At 66.9% G+C, this 15958-nt stretch carries 12 protein-coding genes; 9 read left to right on the forward strand and 3 right to left on the reverse strand.

Features of this window, described 5'->3' with window-relative positions; translation table 11 throughout:
• Nucleotides 1-20: 20 nt before the first annotated feature.
• Nucleotides 21-1565 carry a 4-hydroxy-3-polyprenylbenzoate decarboxylase gene (gene ubiD / locus IB257_RS14490; protein WP_054451538.1) on the reverse strand — a complete coding sequence of 515 codons (1545 nt, stop codon included), beginning with the start codon at nucleotides 1563-1565 and terminating at the stop codon, nucleotides 21-23.
• An 81-nt stretch (nucleotides 1566-1646) separates the two neighbouring features.
• Between ubiD and IB257_RS14495 the strand changes: the two genes are divergently transcribed.
• Nucleotides 1647-2465: a lytic transglycosylase domain-containing protein gene (locus tag IB257_RS14495; protein ID WP_054451537.1), complete on the forward strand. Its 819-nt coding sequence runs from the start codon at nucleotides 1647-1649 to the stop codon at nucleotides 2463-2465.
• Nucleotides 2466-2537: 72 nt separating this feature from the next.
• On the opposite strand, the gene IB257_RS14500 is transcribed toward IB257_RS14495, so the two are convergent.
• Nucleotides 2538-3698: a pyridoxal phosphate-dependent aminotransferase gene (locus IB257_RS14500; protein WP_192492472.1), complete on the reverse strand. Its 1161-nt coding sequence runs from the start codon at nucleotides 3696-3698 to the stop codon at nucleotides 2538-2540.
• A 42-nt stretch (nucleotides 3699-3740) separates the two neighbouring features.
• Between IB257_RS14500 and IB257_RS14505 the strand changes: the two genes are divergently transcribed.
• The 4 genes from IB257_RS14505 to IB257_RS14520 all read left to right on the forward strand — a co-directional run bounded on the left by IB257_RS14505 (nucleotide 3741) and on the right by IB257_RS14520 (nucleotide 8736).
• Nucleotides 3741-4628, forward strand: coding sequence for an FAD-binding protein (locus IB257_RS14505; RefSeq protein ID WP_175181906.1), 888 nt, complete (start codon nucleotides 3741-3743; stop codon nucleotides 4626-4628).
• A gap of 142 nt (nucleotides 4629-4770) precedes the next feature.
• The gene (locus IB257_RS14510; RefSeq protein WP_192492473.1) at nucleotides 4771-7059 is read left to right on the forward strand and encodes an NADP-dependent malic enzyme; all 2289 of its coding nucleotides are present in this window, start codon (nucleotides 4771-4773) and stop codon (nucleotides 7057-7059) included.
• Complete coding sequence (locus tag IB257_RS14515; RefSeq protein WP_082400761.1) at nucleotides 7040-8272, forward strand: patatin-like phospholipase family protein; 1233 nt, start codon at nucleotides 7040-7042, stop codon at nucleotides 8270-8272. The genes IB257_RS14510 and IB257_RS14515 overlap by 20 nt, the downstream gene beginning before the upstream one ends.
• Nucleotides 8269-8736, forward strand: coding sequence for a barstar family protein (locus tag IB257_RS14520; protein ID WP_054451534.1), 468 nt, complete (start codon nucleotides 8269-8271; stop codon nucleotides 8734-8736). Before IB257_RS14515 ends, IB257_RS14520 begins: the two co-directional genes overlap by 4 nt.
• 10 nt (nucleotides 8737-8746) lie before the next feature.
• On the opposite strand, the gene IB257_RS14525 is transcribed toward IB257_RS14520, so the two are convergent.
• Nucleotides 8747-9478, reverse strand: coding sequence for a 16S rRNA (uracil(1498)-N(3))-methyltransferase (locus IB257_RS14525; RefSeq protein WP_192492474.1), 732 nt, complete (start codon nucleotides 9476-9478; stop codon nucleotides 8747-8749).
• Between the two features lie 265 nt (nucleotides 9479-9743).
• Here IB257_RS14525 and tkt point away from each other — a divergent pair, with 265 nt between their 5' ends.
• The 4 genes from tkt to IB257_RS14545 all read left to right on the forward strand — a co-directional run bounded on the left by tkt (nucleotide 9744) and on the right by IB257_RS14545 (nucleotide 15940).
• On the forward strand, nucleotides 9744-11780 hold the full coding sequence (gene tkt, locus IB257_RS14530; protein ID WP_192492475.1) for a transketolase: 2037 nt from the start codon (nucleotides 9744-9746) through the stop codon (nucleotides 11778-11780).
• A 14-nt stretch (nucleotides 11781-11794) separates the two neighbouring features.
• Nucleotides 11795-12805 carry a type I glyceraldehyde-3-phosphate dehydrogenase gene (gene gap / locus IB257_RS14535; RefSeq protein ID WP_013395726.1) on the forward strand — a complete coding sequence of 337 codons (1011 nt, stop codon included), beginning with the start codon at nucleotides 11795-11797 and terminating at the stop codon, nucleotides 12803-12805.
• Nucleotides 12806-12897: 92 nt separating this feature from the next.
• Entirely contained in the window at nucleotides 12898-14094 is a 1197-nt protein-coding gene (locus IB257_RS14540; RefSeq protein WP_119451049.1) for a phosphoglycerate kinase, read from the forward strand.
• A gap of 157 nt (nucleotides 14095-14251) precedes the next feature.
• Nucleotides 14252-15940 carry a SulP family inorganic anion transporter gene (locus IB257_RS14545; RefSeq protein ID WP_082400760.1) on the forward strand — a complete coding sequence of 563 codons (1689 nt, stop codon included), beginning with the start codon at nucleotides 14252-14254 and terminating at the stop codon, nucleotides 15938-15940.
• Nucleotides 15941-15958 lie beyond the last annotated feature (18 nt).

The following is a 15958-nucleotide window of genomic DNA, read 5'->3' on the forward strand; positions in this document are numbered from 1 at the left end:
TTATGATGCGAGCCTGGAACTCAAAGGCCCAGCTGCCCCCACATCTCATCCACCCGCTTCTTGACGTCCGCATCCATGGTGATGGGGGTGCCCCATTCCCGATTGGTCTCGCCGGGCCATTTGTTGGTGGCGTCCATGCCCATCTTGCCACCCAGGCCGGAGACCGGCGAGGCGAAGTCCAGGTAGTCGATGGGCGTGTTTTCCACCAGCAAGGTGTCGCGCACCGGGTCCATGCGGGTGGTCATCGCCCAGACCACTTCCTTCCAGTCGCGCGGATTGATGTCCTCGTCCACCACCACGATGAACTTGGTGTACATGAACTGGCGCAGGATGCTCCACAGGCCGAACATGACGCGCTTGGCGTGGCCGGCATACTGCTTGCGGATCGACACCACTGCCAGGCGGTAGCTGCAGCCTTCCGGCGGCAGGTAGAAGTCCACGATCTCGGGCAACTGGCGGCGCAGCAGCGGCACGAAGACCTCGTTGAGCGCCACGCCCAGCACGGCGGGCTCGTCGGGCGGCTTGCCGGTGTAGGTGGAGTGGTAGATGGGATTGCGCCGCATCGTGATCCGCTCCACCGTGAAGACGGGGAACCAGTCCTGCTCGTTGTAGTAGCCGGTGTGGTCGCCGTAGGGACCTTCCAGCGCCATCTCGTAATCGGTGTTCGGCGGCGGGTTGACGCCTTCGGGCACGACGGGCGCGATGGCGCGCGGGTCGGATGACGGCAGCAGGTGGCCTTCCAGGACGATCTCGGCCCAGGCCGGCACGGACAGGTCGCTGCCCAGCGCCTTGGCAACCTCGGTGCGGGATCCGCGCAAGAGGCCGGCGAACTGGTATTCGGACAGGCTGTCGGGCACCGGCGTGACCGCGCCCAGCGTGGTGGCCGGGTCGGCGCCCAGGGCCACGGCGATGGGGAAGGGCGTGCCGGGATGCGCCAGGGCGTGGTCGCGGAAATCCAGCGCGCCGCCGCGGTGCGACAGCCAGCGCATGATCAGCTTGTTGGGGCCCAGCAATTGCTGCCGGTAGATGCCCAGGTTCTGGCGGCGGGCGTTGGGGCCGCGCGTGATCACCAGGCCCCAGGTCAACAGCGGCGCCACGTCGCCGGGCCAGCAGGTCTGGATCGGCAGGCGGTTCAGGTCGACGTCCTTGCCTTCCCAGACGATTTCCTGGCAGGCGGGGCTTTTGACGTTCTTGGGGCTCATGTCCCACAGCGCGGACTTCAGCATCGAGACCTTGGCCAACGCATCGCGCAGGCCCTTGGGCGCTTCGGGCTCGCGCAGCGAAGCGAGCAGTTCGCCGATGTCGCGCAGGGCGCTGACGTCGTCGGCGCCCATGCCGCGGGCGACGCGGGCCGGGGTGCCGAACAGGTTGGCCAGCACCGGCATCTGCGCCGTCTGGCCATTGTGCTGCGCGTTTTCGAACAGCAGGGCAGGGCCTTCCGCACGCAGGACACGGTCGGATATTTCAGTCATTTCCAGCCGGGTGGACACCGGCGCAGCGATGCGTCTGAGCTCGCCCATGCGTTCAAGTTGGGCGATGAAGTCTCTAAGGTCGCGGTATTTCACTACAGATCCCAGCTATTTGGTTACATATTGGGTAGACAGAGAGGTTAACATTGACTCCCTCTTTTTAACGCAGGAGGTTTTATGCCCGATGCGTCAGTGGCCAGCCTGTTCCGAAGCCTGGCCCAAGGAGTGCACCAATATCTTGCCGAGTCCCTGCGCATTTGCTCCGTTTATCTGGGCATTGCGGTCATTGTGACGGTAAGCATGGGATTCGCCCTGCCTGGTTTGCGCGACCAGGCATTGCAAGTGCACAAAGCCTTGTTGACCGCCCTAGCGCCTACATCCATGCAAACCGGCACCGAATCCGAAGCCGGTTCCGAACTGGGTTCCGACATGTCGTCGGCAATTGCCATGGCCGTTCCTTCTGCTCCCGCCAGCAATGCCACCGGCATGCTGGGGCCCGCCCGTGTCGCGCCTGCGGCGCCCAAGCCCGTTGCGATGAGCGCCACTGGCCCGCAGGCAGAAGCCTTGCGCAACTATATTTCGCGCAAGTACAAGGTCGCGTATGACGCCACCGGCCCGCTGCTGAATACCGTGTACAAGGTAAGCCGCGAAAAGAAGCTGGACCCGCTGCTGGTGCTGGCCGTGATCGCCATCGAGTCCCGCTACAACCCGCTGGCCGAAAGCCACGTGGGCGCCCAGGGACTGATGCAGGTGATGACCAGCGTGCACCAGGACAAATTCGACGCGGTCGGCAAGACCGCGCTGGACCCGGCCGCAAATATCGGGGTCGGAGCCACGATCCTGCGCGATTGCATCAATCGCCGCGGCTCGGTCGATGGCGGCCTGGCATGCTACGTCGGCGCCACCGGACCGGACGACAACGGCTACGGCGCCAAGGTGCAGGCGGAACGCCGCCGCCTGGCGCTGGCCTCCGGGATCGCGCTGGCGCGCGACTGATTCCCGTCCTGGCCTGAATGCAAAGCGCGTCCCTAGGGACGCGCTTTGTTTTTCGCGGTTTGGCTGTCGGACTCAGCCCTGCAGCAACCGGCCGATGCGGGCGACGGCCTCTTCCAGACGGTCCAGGCCCGTGGCATAGGAAAAGCGCATGGTGTGCTTGCCGTGGGCCGGACCGAAGTCCAGGCCCGGTACCGCGGCCACGCCGGCCTCCAGCAGCAGGCGCTGCGAGAACGCGGCGCTATCCATGCCCAGGTTGGCGATGTCGGCATAAATATAGAAGGCGCCGTCGGGCTTCACCGGCACCTGGATCCCCATGCGCTCGAATTCCGGCAGCAGGTAGTCGCGGCGCTGCTTGAAGGCCTCGCGGCGGTGCTCGAAGGTCTTTATTGCTCCTGGCTGGAAGCAGGCCAGCGCGGCATGCTGGGCCAGCGTGGGCGCGCAGATCGCCAGGCTGGCGGCGATTTTCTCCACCGGCGCCACCATGTCCTCGGGCACGATCATCCAGCCCAGGCGCCAGCCCGTCATGTGGAAGTACTTTGAGAAGCTGTTGATGACGATGACGTCGTCGTCCAGCGTCAGGGCCGAGCGCGGCTGGCCTTCATAGGACAGTCCCAGGTAGATTTCATCGACGATGGCGAAGCCGTCGCGGGCGCGGACCTGCGCCAGCAGCTCGGCCAGCTCGCCATGGTCGATGGAGGTGCCGGTAGGGTTGCTGGGCGAGGCGACCAGCACGCCCTGGGTGGCGGGCGTCCAGTGGCTGGCCACGTCCTGCGCCGACAGCTGGAAGCGCTTGGCCGCCGTGCTGGGGATCAGGCGCGGCACGCCGCCCGCCGCCAGCACGAAATTGCTGTTTGCGGGGTAGGACGGATCCGGCATCAGCACTTCTCCGCCCTGGTTGACCAGCGCCGCGCAGGCCAGCGTCAGGGCGCCGGAGGCGCCCGCGGTGACGATCACGCGAGCCGGGTTGATCCTGGCGCCGAACTGCTCGTGGTAGAACTGGGCGATGGCCTCGCGCAGCGGCGTCAGGCCGGCCGAGGGGCTGTAGCCGCTGAGGCCGGCGCGCGCCGCGCGCTCCAGCGCTTCCACGACCTGGGGGGGCGCGGTAAAGTCCGGTTCGCCGATGCCCAGGCTGATAATGTCCTTGCCGGCCGCCTGCAGCGCTTGCGCCTGCTTGAATAGTTCCATTACCTGGAAGGTCAGGAAGTCATTGGTGCGATGGGCAAGGCGGGGCATCGGATTCTCGAAGGCGTTTGTAGCGAAAAAGGAATTGTAGTCATGCAGCCATCCCGGCGCGCTTTCCTCCTGGGCCGTCGTCCGGCCCGCAGCCCGTGGTCGGCCTTCATGGAGCGGTTGAGCCTGCTCTGTCAGGGATCTGTCCGAGATTCGGGCGAGGCGGGAGAGGGCGGCCCGCGGGGCCTGCTGACGCCGGCGCGCGACGCGGATGTGGCGCACGCGCGCACGCTGTGCGCCGAGTACCGCGTGACGCTGGCGCTGGCGGGCGCCGAAGGGCCTTTCGAGACCGTCCATGGTCCGCTCCTCACGGTGGACCCGTCCGCCATGACCGGCCTGGTGCGCCTGTCCGGCGAAACCGGGCGCTGGCGCGCGCAGCCGGGCACGCCGCTGGCGATGTTGGCGCAGGCCGGGCTGCGCCAGTTCGCCGGCCTGCCCGGGGGTTTGACGCTGGCTGCATGGCTGGCGGCCAAGGCCCACTGGCCCGCCGGGCGCTGCGCCGACTCCGGCGTGGTGGCGCTGGACGTGATGCTGGCTGACGGCATAGAGGAAACGTTGGGGCCGTTCGGCGAGTCGGACGTCCAGCCCTTGCGTTCCGCCACCGTGCAGCGCCTGGTGCCGGCGCTGTTCCAGCTGGCGTCGGGGGGGGACGCCTTCGCCACCCGGGACGGCGAGCATTGGCTGGGCCGCTACCGGCTGGACGCGCTCAAGCCGGAAGCGCCCGCCACCGTCAACCTGGCGCATCTGCTGCTGGGGCACGGCGGCACGCTGGCCTGGGTGCAGTCGGTGACACTGGCAGACGCCGGGCCGGCGCCGCACGCTCCTGCCTGCCCGAACGAGCCGCCGGGGCTGGCTACCACCCGCCTGGACTCTCGGGTGAAGGCCCTGTTCGACCCCGATGGACGTTTTCTCTCATTCCACATCGCGGAATAGCGACAATTTGTAAGCCAGCGCTAACATGGGACGAGCCCGCTTATCCAAGGGGCAGGCGGGCATTGCCGAGGTATCGCGGCGCCCGCCATCGGAATAGAATTCCCCCCTTTCGTGTCACACACTCTAGCCAGTAGCCGCCCCTATGGATGCCAATCTCCGCAAAGCCGCCCTTGAATATCATGAGCTTGGACGCCCCGGCAAAATCTCGGTCACGCCGACCAAGCAGCTCACCAACCAGCGGGACCTGGCCCTGGCGTACTCGCCTGGCGTGGCGGCGGCCTGCGAAGAAATCGTGGCCGATCCGGCCAATGTGTACCGCTACACGGCGCGCGGCAACCTGGTGGGCGTGATCACCAACGGCACCGCGGTGCTGGGCCTGGGCAACATCGGCGCATTGGCTTCCAAGCCGGTGATGGAAGGCAAGGCGGTGCTGTTCAAGAAGTTCGCCGGCCTGGACGTCTTCGATATCGAAATCAATGAGACCGACCCGGACAAGCTGGTCGAGATCATCGCGGGCCTGGAAGCCACCTTCGGCGGCATCAACCTCGAAGACATCAAGGCCCCGGAGTGCTTCACCGTCGAGCGCAAGCTGCGCGAGCGCATGAAGATCCCCGTCTTCCACGACGACCAGCACGGCACCGCGATCTGTGTGTCCGCCGCCTTCATCAACGGCCTGAAGGTCGTGGGCAAGGACATCAAGCAGGTGAAGGTGGTGACCTCGGGCGCAGGCGCCGCCGCGCTGGCCTGCCTGGACCTGATGGTGGACCTGGGCCTGCCGCTGGAAAACATCTGGGTCACCGACATCGAAGGCGTGGTCTACGAAGGCCGCACGGCGCTGATGGATCCGGACAAGGCGCGCTTCGCGCAAAAGACCGACGCCCGCAAGCTGGCCGAAGTGATCCAGGGCGCCGACGTGTTCCTGGGCCTGTCGGCGGGCGGCGTGCTCAAGCCGGAAATGGTCGCGGCCATGGGTCCGCGCCCGCTGATCCTGGCGCTGGCCAATCCCACGCCCGAGATCCTGCCGGAACTGGCGCAATCGGTGCGCGACGACGTGGTCATGGCGACCGGCCGTTCGGACTATCCGAACCAGGTCAACAACGTGCTGTGCTTCCCGTACATTTTCCGCGGCGCGCTGGACGTGGGCGCCACCACCATCACCCGTGAAATGGAAAAGGCGGCGGTGTACGCCATCGCCGAGCTGGCGGAAGAAGAGCAGAACGAAGTCGTGGCCGCGGCCTACGGCACCTTCGATATTTCGTTCGGCCCCGAATACCTGATCCCCAAGCCCTTCGATCCGCGCCTGATCGTGCGCATCGCCCCGGCGGTGGCCAAGGCCGCGATGGAAGGCGGTGTGGCGACGCGTCCGCTGGCGGACCTGGAAGCCTACGAAGAGCAGCTGCAGCAGTTCGTGTACCACTCGGGCGTCTTCATGAAGCCGCTGTTCTCGGCGTCCAAGCGCATCGTGCGCGAGGGCGGCCCAGCGCGCATCGTGTTCGCTGAAGGCGAAGACGAGCGCGTGCTGCGCGCGGTGCAGGTGATCGTCGATGAAGGCCTGGCCCGTCCCATCCTGGTGGGCCGTCCGTCGGTACTGCTGACCCGCATCGAAAAGCTGGGCCTGCGGTTGCGCCTCGGAGAAGACGTCGAAGTCACCAATCCCGAATACGATGAACGCTTCCACCAGTACTGGACCACGTACTGGGAGCTGATGTGCCGCCGCGGCATCACCAAGGAAATGGCGCGTGTGGAAATGCGCCGCCGCATGACCTTGATCGGCGCGATGATGGTGCGCCTGGGCGACGCCGACGGCATGGTCTGCGGTTCGGTCGGCGCCTACCATGATCACCTGCGCTTCGTGGACGAGGTCATCGGCCGCCGTCCCGGCCACAACGTGTATGCCGCCATGAACATCCTGCTGCTCAACGAGCGCACGGTGGTGCTGGTGGACACGCACGTCAACGATGAACCTTCGGCCGAGCAGATCGCCGAATTCACCATCGCCGCCGCCAACGAGATGCGCCGCATGTACCTGGCGCCCAAGGTCGCGCTGCTGTCGCGCTCGAACTTCGGTTCGGGCAGTTCGGCCTCGGGCGCGAAGATGCGCCGCGCGCTGGAACTGGTGCGCCAGGCCGCGCCGGAACTCGAGATCGACGGTGAAATGCACGGCGACTGCGCGCTGGACGAAGCGCTGCGCATGCGCATCCTGCCGTCGTCCACGCTCAAGGGTCAGGCCAATCTGCTGGTGTGCCCGAACGTGGACTCGGGCAACATCGCCTACAACCTGTTGAAGACCGCCGCAGGCAGCAACGTTGCGGTGGGTCCGTTCCTGCTGGGCGCCAACGCACCGGTGCACATCCTGACCTCCAGCTCCACCGTGCGCCGCATCGTCAACATGACCGCGATGACGGTGGTCGATGTCAATACGCCGCGTTGACGTGACGCCACCCGGTCCGGCGTGCCCGCGCACGCCGACCGGCCTGGTCCTGACCGGAGGCGGCGCTCGCGCCGCCTATCAGGTGGGCGTGCTCAGCGCCATCATGGAATTGCTGGATCCGGACTGGCATTCGCGTTTCCAGAATCCCTTTCACATCATCTGCGGCACGTCCGCCGGCGCCATCAATGCCGCCGCGCTGGCCTGCCGCGCCGACCGGCCCCATCTGGGCGTGCGCCGCATCCGCCGGCTGTGGTCTTCCCTGAATACCGACATGATCTACCGGGCCGACGCGCCCGGCCTGATCCGTACCGGCGTGCGCTGGCTGGGCCTGCTGTCGCTGGGGTGGATGTACTCGGGCCTGACGCGCAAGCGGCCCCATTCGCTGCTGGACAACAGCCCCATGCAGGCTCTGCTGGAGCGGGTGCTGGACTTCCAGCATCTGCGCACCAACCTGGAAACCGGCGCGCTGTCGGCGTTGGCGATCACGGCCTCGGGCTACACCAGCGGCGAGCACCTGACCTTCTACCAGGCGCACACGCCCATCGAGCCCTGGCACCGCTATCTGCGCCTGGCGTTGCCCACGCCCATCGGCATCGACCACCTGATGGCTTCGTCCGCCATCCCCTTCGTCTTTCCGGCCCGGCAGGTGCAGGTGCACGGCAAAGGTGAGTGGTGCGGCGACGGCTCGATGCGCCAGTTGGCGCCCATCAGTCCGGCCATCCACCTGGGCGCGCATCGCGTGCTGGTGATCGGCACGGGTTTTCGCGACGAAACCCACCCGGAAAACCGCGAGGACTCGCCGCCTTATCCCTCGCTGGCCCAGGTCGGCGGGCATGCGCTGGCCAGCATCTTCCTGGACGGCCTGTCGGCCGACGTCGAGCGCCTGGAGCGCATCAACTTCCTGATGGATCAGTCCGGCCCGGAAGGCGCGCAGCACGGGCATGCGCGCCGCATCGAGGTCCTGACGATCACGCCCAGCCAGTCGCTGGACGTCATGGCGCTGGAACATTTGCAGGATATGCCGGCCCAGGCCCGTGCTCTTTTCCGCGTACTCGGTGTATCGTCCGATCCAGACCGTCCCGGCGGCGGTTCGCTGATGTCCTACCTCTTATTTGAATCCAGCTACACCAAGCGATTGATTGAACTGGGTTATGCCGATACGATGCAGCGTAACGACGAAGTGATCGCCTTTTTCAAGGGGGCTCAGGCATGACGCGCAATGGCCAATCTACTCTGCAGCGGCAACTGATGCGCGGCGGTGCGCTGGCCCATGACGGGCTGGACAAGAAGGCCGTGGTGGACGCCGCCCATGAGCTTGGCCTGGCCCTGTTCGTCGCCAATTGCGATCCTGCCCGCAGCCGTTCCGCGGTGCTGCGCGCCATCGTCAAGGCAGTGGATTTCCCCGAATACTTCGGCGGCAACCTGGACGCCCTCTACGACTGCCTGTGCGATACCGTGCTGGACCACAAGACCGGCGTGGTGCTGTGGCTGTACAAGCTGCATTCGGGCGATCCGGCACTGGAAGAAGACTCGGGCCGCATCGAAACCGTCTGCTCCGACGCGGCCGATTTCGCCCGCGAAAACGGCCGCGTTTTTTCGTATGTCATCGAACACGCCGGACGCCATCCGGACCCCGAGCCCGGGGTAGCGGCAGCGCCCTACGGCGAAGACCACTGACCCGGCCGTTCTACCAGGCCAGTAGCGCGCTGGCCGCTGACAGCAGCGCCAGCCCCGCGGTTTCGGTGCGCAGCACCCGGGGGCCGAATCGCACCGCCTGCACGCCCGCCTCGCGGGCCTGGGCCAATTCCTTGTCCGACCATCCTCCTTCCGGCCCCACCAGCAGGGTCAGCGCCTGCAGGCCGGGGGCGGCCCGCAGCGCGCCGGCAAGATCGTCCTGCGCTTCCGGGTGGCACAGCAGGCGCAGGCCCTCGGCGGGCTGTTGCAGCCATTCGGCCAGGGTCAGCGGCGCGTCCACCGTCATCAGCCGGTTGCGGCCGCATTGTTCGCTGGCGGACTGCGCGATGCGCTGCCAATGCGCCACGCGCTTGTCGAGCCGGGCGCCCGACAGCTGCAGCACGCTGCGTTGGGCGGCGATGGGGCTGACGCGCGCGGCGCCCAGCTCCACGGCCTTTTCCACCACCCAGTCCATCTTGTCCCCGGAAGGCAGGCCCTGCACCAGGGTGACGCGTCCGCCCAGTTCGGCCTCGCGCGGCAGGAATTCGCCCAACTGGGCAAAACCAGCCTTGCCTTCCACTTCGAGCGTGGCGGGATACTCGCCGCCCTGGCCGTTGAACAGCGCGACGGCCTCGCCCGCGCGCAGGCGCAGCACGCGCAGCGCGTGGTGCGCCAGGGCTTCGGGAAGCGCCACGCGGGCGCCGGTACTCATGGGGATATCGCAGAAGAAGCGGGGGGCTGACATAAATGTGCGAGAACTGATTTGATGTGGAGAAGGATACTTTTGCCGCCGGGCCGTCCCAAGGCAAAAACGCCCCCTTGGGGGGCAGCTAGCCCGCGCAGCGGGCGCGGCGTGGGGGCACTTGTCCTCAGAAAGCTAGCCTAGCACGGGCCGCCTTATGGCCGATGGCGTCGGGGAAACCCCTGGATGCTAAAATCCCATGCTTCGCAACCTACTCAACTGGCCCCTATTTTGACCGTAGGCCCGCCAGCTTCAAAGAGCCTTCCGAATGAGCAATCCGACCGCCCCTAAACTTGCCTTGGCGGATGCCATCCGCGCCCTCGCGATGGACGCCGTGCAACAAGCGAACTCCGGGCACCCGGGGGCTCCCATGGGCATGGCGGAAATCGCCCAAGCCCTGTGGGCCGGCAACCTGCGTCACAATCCCAAGGATCCCGCCTGGGCCAACCGCGACCGCTTCGTGCTGTCCAACGGCCACGGCTCGATGCTGATCTACGCCTTGCTGCACCTGACCGGCTACGACCTGCCGATCGAAGAACTGAAGAATTTCCGCCAGCTGCATTCCAAGACGCCAGGCCACCCCGAAGTGGGCATCACCCCGGGCGTGGAAACGACCACCGGTCCGCTGGGCCAGGGCCTGGGCAATGCCGTGGGCATGGCGCTGGCCGAAGCGCTGCTGGCTGCTGAATTCAACAAACCCGGCCACACCATCGTCGACCACCACACCTACGCCTTCACCGGCGACGGCTGCCTGATGGAAGGCATCTCGCACGAAGTCTGCTCGCTGGCTGGCACGCTGAAGCTGGGCAAGCTGGTCGTGCTGTATGACGACAACGGCATTTCCATCGACGGCCACGTGGAACACTGGTTTGCCGACGACACCGCCAAGCGCTTCGAAGGCTACGGCTGGAACGTGATCCGCGGCATCGACGGCCATGACGTCGCCGCCGTGGACGCCGCCATCAAGGCCGCGCGTTCGCAATCGGAAAAACCCACGCTGATCGTTTGCCGCACCGTCATCGGCAAGGGTTCGCCCAACATGGCCGGCACGCACAACGTGCACGGCGCGCCGCTGGGCAAGGACGAGATCGCCGCCACCCGCGCCGCGCTGGGCTGGTCGTCGGAACCGTTCCAGATTCCGCAAGACATCTACGACGGCTGGGATGGCCGCAAGCAGGGCGCCGCCGCCCAGACTGAATGGCAGTCGGCGTTCGACGCCTACGCCGCCGAATTCCCCGCCGAAGCCGCTGAATTCAAGCGCCGCATGAAGGGCGAAATGCCCGCCGGCTACGCCGAACAGTTCAAGGCGTTCCTGGACGCCACGCTGGAAAAGGCCGAAACCGTCGCCACCCGCAAGGCGTCGCAGTTCGCCATCACCGCGCTGGCGCCGCTGCTGCCGGAAATGCTGGGCGGCTCGGCCGACCTGACCGGTTCCAACTTCACCGACTGGAAGGGCGTTGCCGCCGTCCGCGCCGGCGACAAGGGCATCCAGTTCGGCCGCCACATCAACTACGGCGTGCGCGAATTCGGCATGGCCGCCATCATGAACGGCGTGGCCCTGCACGGCGGCTACCTGCCGTTCGGCGGCACGTTCCTGACGTTCTCCGACTACTCGCGCAACGCCATCCGCATGGCCGCGCTGATGAAGCAGCGCGTGGTCCACGTGTTCACCCACGATTCCATCGGCCTGGGCGAAGACGGCCCGACCCACCAGTCGATCGAGCACGCAGCCAGCCTGCGACTGATCCCCAACCTGTCGCTGTGGCGTCCTTGCGATACGGCTGAAACCGCCGTGGCCTGGAACGCGGCCGTGACGCGCCCGACCAGCATCGGCATGGACGTGCACGACGGCGGCCCGACGGCCCTGTTGCTGTCGCGCCAGAACCTGCCGTTCGTGCAGCGCGACGCCGCCACCGTCGAGGCCATCGCCCGCGGCGGCTATGTGCTGCGCGATGCCGAAGGCGCCCGCGCCGTCATCATCGCCACCGGCTCGGAAGTCGCCATCGCGCTGGACGCGCAGGCGCAGCTGGCCAAGGACGGCATCGCCGTGCGCGTGGTCTCCATGCCCAGCACCGACGTGTTCGACCGCCAGGACGCCGCCTGGAAGCAATCCGTGCTGCCCAAGGGCCTGCCGCGGGTGGCCGTCGAAGCCGGGGTTACCGCCTTCTGGCACAAGTACGTGGGCCTGGAAGGCGCCGTCGTCGGCATCGACCGCTACGGTGAATCCGCGCCGGCCGGCGCACTGTTCAAGTTCTTCGGGCTGACCGCCGACAAGGTGGCCGAGACCGTCAAGCAAGTTTTGTAAAAAGGAGCTTAGTCATGACCATTCGCGTCGCCATCAACGGTTACGGTCGCATCGGCCGCAACATCCTGCGTGCCCACTACGAAGGTGGCAAGAAGCACGATATCGAAATCGTCGCCATCAATGACCTGGGCGATCCCAAGACCAACGCGCACCTGACGCGCTACGACACCGCCCACGGCAAGTTCCCGGGCACCGTCGAAGTCGACGGCGACTTCATGGTCGTCAACGGCGACAAGATCCGCGTGCTGGCCAACCGCAACCCGGCCGAGCTGCCCTGGGGCGAGCTGAAGGTCGACGTGGTGCTGGAGTGCACGGGCTTCTTCACGACCAAGGAAAAGGCCGGCGCGCACATCAAGGGCGGCGCCAAGAAAGTCATCATCTCGGCCCCCGGCGGCAAGGACGTTGACGCCACCATCGTGTACGGCGTGAACCACGGCGTGCTGAAGGCCACCGACACCGTCATCTCCAACGCTTCGTGCACCACCAACTGCCTGGCCCCGCTGGTCAAGCCGCTGAACGACAAGCTGGGCCTGGAAAACGGCCTGATGACCACCGTCCACGCCTACACCAACGACCAGGTCCTGACCGACGTCTACCACGAAGACCTGCGCCGCGCGCGTTCGGCCACCATGAGCATGATCCCCACGAAGACCGGCGCTGCCGCCGCCGTGGGCCTGGTGCTGCCGGAACTGAACGGCAAGCTGGACGGCTACGCCATCCGCGTCCCGACCATCAACGTGTCGCTGGTCGACCTGTCGTTCGTGGCCAGCCGCGACACGACCGCCGAAGAAGTGAACGGCATCCTGAAGGCCGCCTCGGAAGGCGAGCTCAAGGGCATCCTGGACTACAACACCGAGCCCCTGGTTTCGGTCGACTACAACCACAACCCGGCCTCCAGCACCGTTGACGCGTCGCTGACCAAGGTTTCGGGCCGTCTGGTCAAGGTCTCGTCCTGGTACGACAACGAGTGGGGCTTCTCGAACCGCATGCTCGACACCACCGTCGCGCTGATGTCGGCCAAGTAAGCAACACGGCTAGATAGAGGGGACGGATTTGTTTTCCGCGTATGCGGAAAATGGGTTCGTCCCCTTTGTACGCCCATCGTAGGAATCCAAATATGTCCAAGGTCAACACTCTGTCCGCGCTGGCCAAGTCCGGCGCCCTGTCCGGCAAGCGCGTGTTCATCCGCGCCGATCTCAACGTGCCGTTCGACGACGCCGGCCGCATCAGCGAAGACACCCGCATCCGCGCCTCGGTGCCCGGCATCCGCATGGCGCTGGACGCCGGCGCCGCTGTCATGGTCACCTCCCACCTGGGCCGTCCCAAGGAAGGCGTGCTGACCGAAGCCGATTCGCTGGCCAAGGTCGGCCAGCGCCTGTCCGAACTGCTGGGCATGCCTGTGCAGCTGGTGCGCGACTGGGTCGACGGCGTCCAGGTCGATCACGGCCAGGTCGTGCTGCTGGAAAACTGCCGCGTCAACGTCGGCGAAAAGAAAGACGACGAAACGCTGTCCAAGAAGATGGCCGCGCTGTGCGACGTCTACGTCAACGATGCGTTCGGCACCGCCCACCGCGCCGAAGCCACCACCCACGGCATCGCGCGTTTCGCACCCGTGGCCTGCGCCGGCCCGCTGCTGGCCGCCGAACTGGAAGCCCTGGGCCGCGCGCTGCACGAGCCCAAGCGTCCGCTGGTCGCCATCGTGGGCGGCTCCAAGGTGTCGACCAAGCTGTCGATCCTGCAATCGCTGGCCGACAAGGTCGACCAGCTGGTCGTGGGCGGCGGCATCGCCAACACCTTCATGCTGGCTGCCGGCCTGTCCATCGGCAAGTCGCTGGCTGAACCCGATCAGGTCGACCAGGCGCGCGCCGTGATCGACATCATGAAGCAGCGCGGCGCGGCCGTGCCGATTCCGGTGGACGTGGTGTGCGCCAAGTCCTTTGGCGCCGACGCCGAAGCCACCGTCAAGGCGGCCGAAGACGTGGCCGACGACGACATGATCCTGGACATCGGTCCCAAGACCGCGGCGCAACTGGCCGAGATCCTGAAGCAGGCCGGCACGATCGTGTGGAACGGCCCGGTGGGCGTGTTCGAATTCGACCAGTTCGCCAACGGCACCGAAGTGGTGGCGCGCGCGATCGCCGAATCGGAAGGCTTCTCGATCGCCGGCGGCGGCGACACCCTGGCCGCCATTGCCAAGTACGGCATCGGCGAGCAGGTGGGCTATATCTCGACCGGCGGCGGCGCTTTCCTGGAATTCCTGGAAGGCAAGACCCTGCCTGCCGTGGCCGTGCTGGAAGCCCGCTACGCCAAGTAATACGTCTTGCCATGCAAGGCCGAAGCCGCCCCGATGGGGCGGCTTTTTTTATGCCGGCGCCTTGATCCAGGCTGCCCAGGTTTGGCCGGCTTGGTGTAGCCCTGGCGCAAACCGGCGCGCCCCGGGCTCGCTTCATCCCCGATTTCTCCGCAGCACCATGAACCTACGCTTCATTCCCGGCCTCAACAATTTCCGCGGCATCACCCGGGAATCGGCGCGGCGTGACATCACCGCCGGCCTGAGCGTGGCGGCGGTGGCGCTCCCGGTGGGCCTGGCCTATGCCGCCATGATGGGCGTGCCGCCGGTGGCGGGCCTGTGGGCGGCTATCGCCGGGATGCTGGGCTATGCCTTGTTCGGCTCGTCGCGCACCTTGATCGTCGGGCCCGATACTGCCACCTGCACCCTGATTGCCGCCACCCTGACCGGCATGGCGCTGACCACGCCGGAAGACCGGCTGGTGGCCGCCACCGGCATCGCCCTGACGGTGGGGGTGGGCTGCCTGATCGCGCGCGCCCTGCGGCTGGGCGTGCTGGCCAACCTGCTGTCGCGGCCGGTGCTGATCGGTTACATGGCGGGCGTGGCGATCACGCTGGCGTTGTCGCAGTTGAGCGGCCTGACTGGCGTGGGCCTGCGCAACAGCGGACTGGTGCATCCGTTCCTGGAGCTGTCGCGGCGCCTGCCGGAAATCCAGATTCCCACCCTGATCCTGGGCCTGACGTCCTGCGCCTTGCTGGTGGCGGTCAAGCGCTGGCGGCCGAACTGGCCCGGCCCCATCCTGCTGGTGGTGCTGGCCTGCGTGCTGTCCTGGCTGTTCAACTTCCCCGGCCTGGGCATCGCCGTCGTGGGAGAAGTGCCTGCCGGCTTGCCGGCCCTGAGCCTGCCGGTGCGCCTGGAGGGCGTGGACGGCATCCTGCTGGGCGCGGCGGGTGTGCTGGTGGTGAGCTTCTCCAGCGGCATCGTGACGGCGCGCAGCTTCGCCGCACGCACGGGCGAACACGTGGATCCCAACCGCGAGCTGGTGGGCTTTGGCGCGGCCAATATGGCGGCGGGCCTGTTCCAGGGCTTCGTGGTGACGGGCGCGGACTCGCGCACGGCGGTGGGACTGGTGGCTGGTGGTTCTTCGCCGCTGGTCAGCGTCACCGCGGCGCTGGCGCTGGCGGTGGTGGTGAGCCTTTTGAGCGGGCCGCTGTTCTGGCTGCCGCAGGCCGTGCTGTCGGCCATCCTGCTGCTGGCCGCCATCAGCTTGTTCGATGGGCACGCCTTCATGCGCCTGGCGCGCATCTCGCGCATCGAGCTGGCGTTCGGCATCCTTGCCGCGGTGGGCGTGGTGGGCTTTGGCGTGTTGCAGGGCGTGGCCGTGTCGGTGGGCGCCACGCTGCTGTATGCGATGTACGTGTCGGGCAATCCGCGCGACGCCTTGCTGGGCCGTTTGCCCGGCGAAACGGTGTTGGGCAAGCTGCACCTGAATCCCGAGGCCCAGCCGGTACCGGGCACGGTGATCTGGCTGTTCGAGTCTTCGGTGTGGTTCTTCAACGCCGACGCCTTCCGCCGGCGTGCGCGCGAGGTCATCGAGCAGGCAGGCGACGTGCGCTGGTTCGTGCTGGACGCCGAAGCCATGACCCAGGCTGATGCCGACGCGGTCGAGGCGCTGTATGAACTGAAGCATGTGCTGGACGAGCGCGGCATCACGCTGCTGGTGGCGGGCGGACACGGCCAGTTCCGCACCGCGCTGGAACGCTCCGGCCTGGTCAAGAAGATCGGCCGCGACAAGATCTTCGGCAGCCCCGAGCAGGCCGTGGAAGCGATCGAACGCTGGCGCCAGGCACCGCCCGCGGCGCTGGGCTAAGGCGCCCCGGCTGGGCGC

Source organism: Achromobacter sp. ACM03 (assembly GCF_014851665.1).
Classification (GTDB): Bacteria; Pseudomonadota; Gammaproteobacteria; order Burkholderiales; family Burkholderiaceae_B; genus Achromobacter; species Achromobacter aegrifaciens.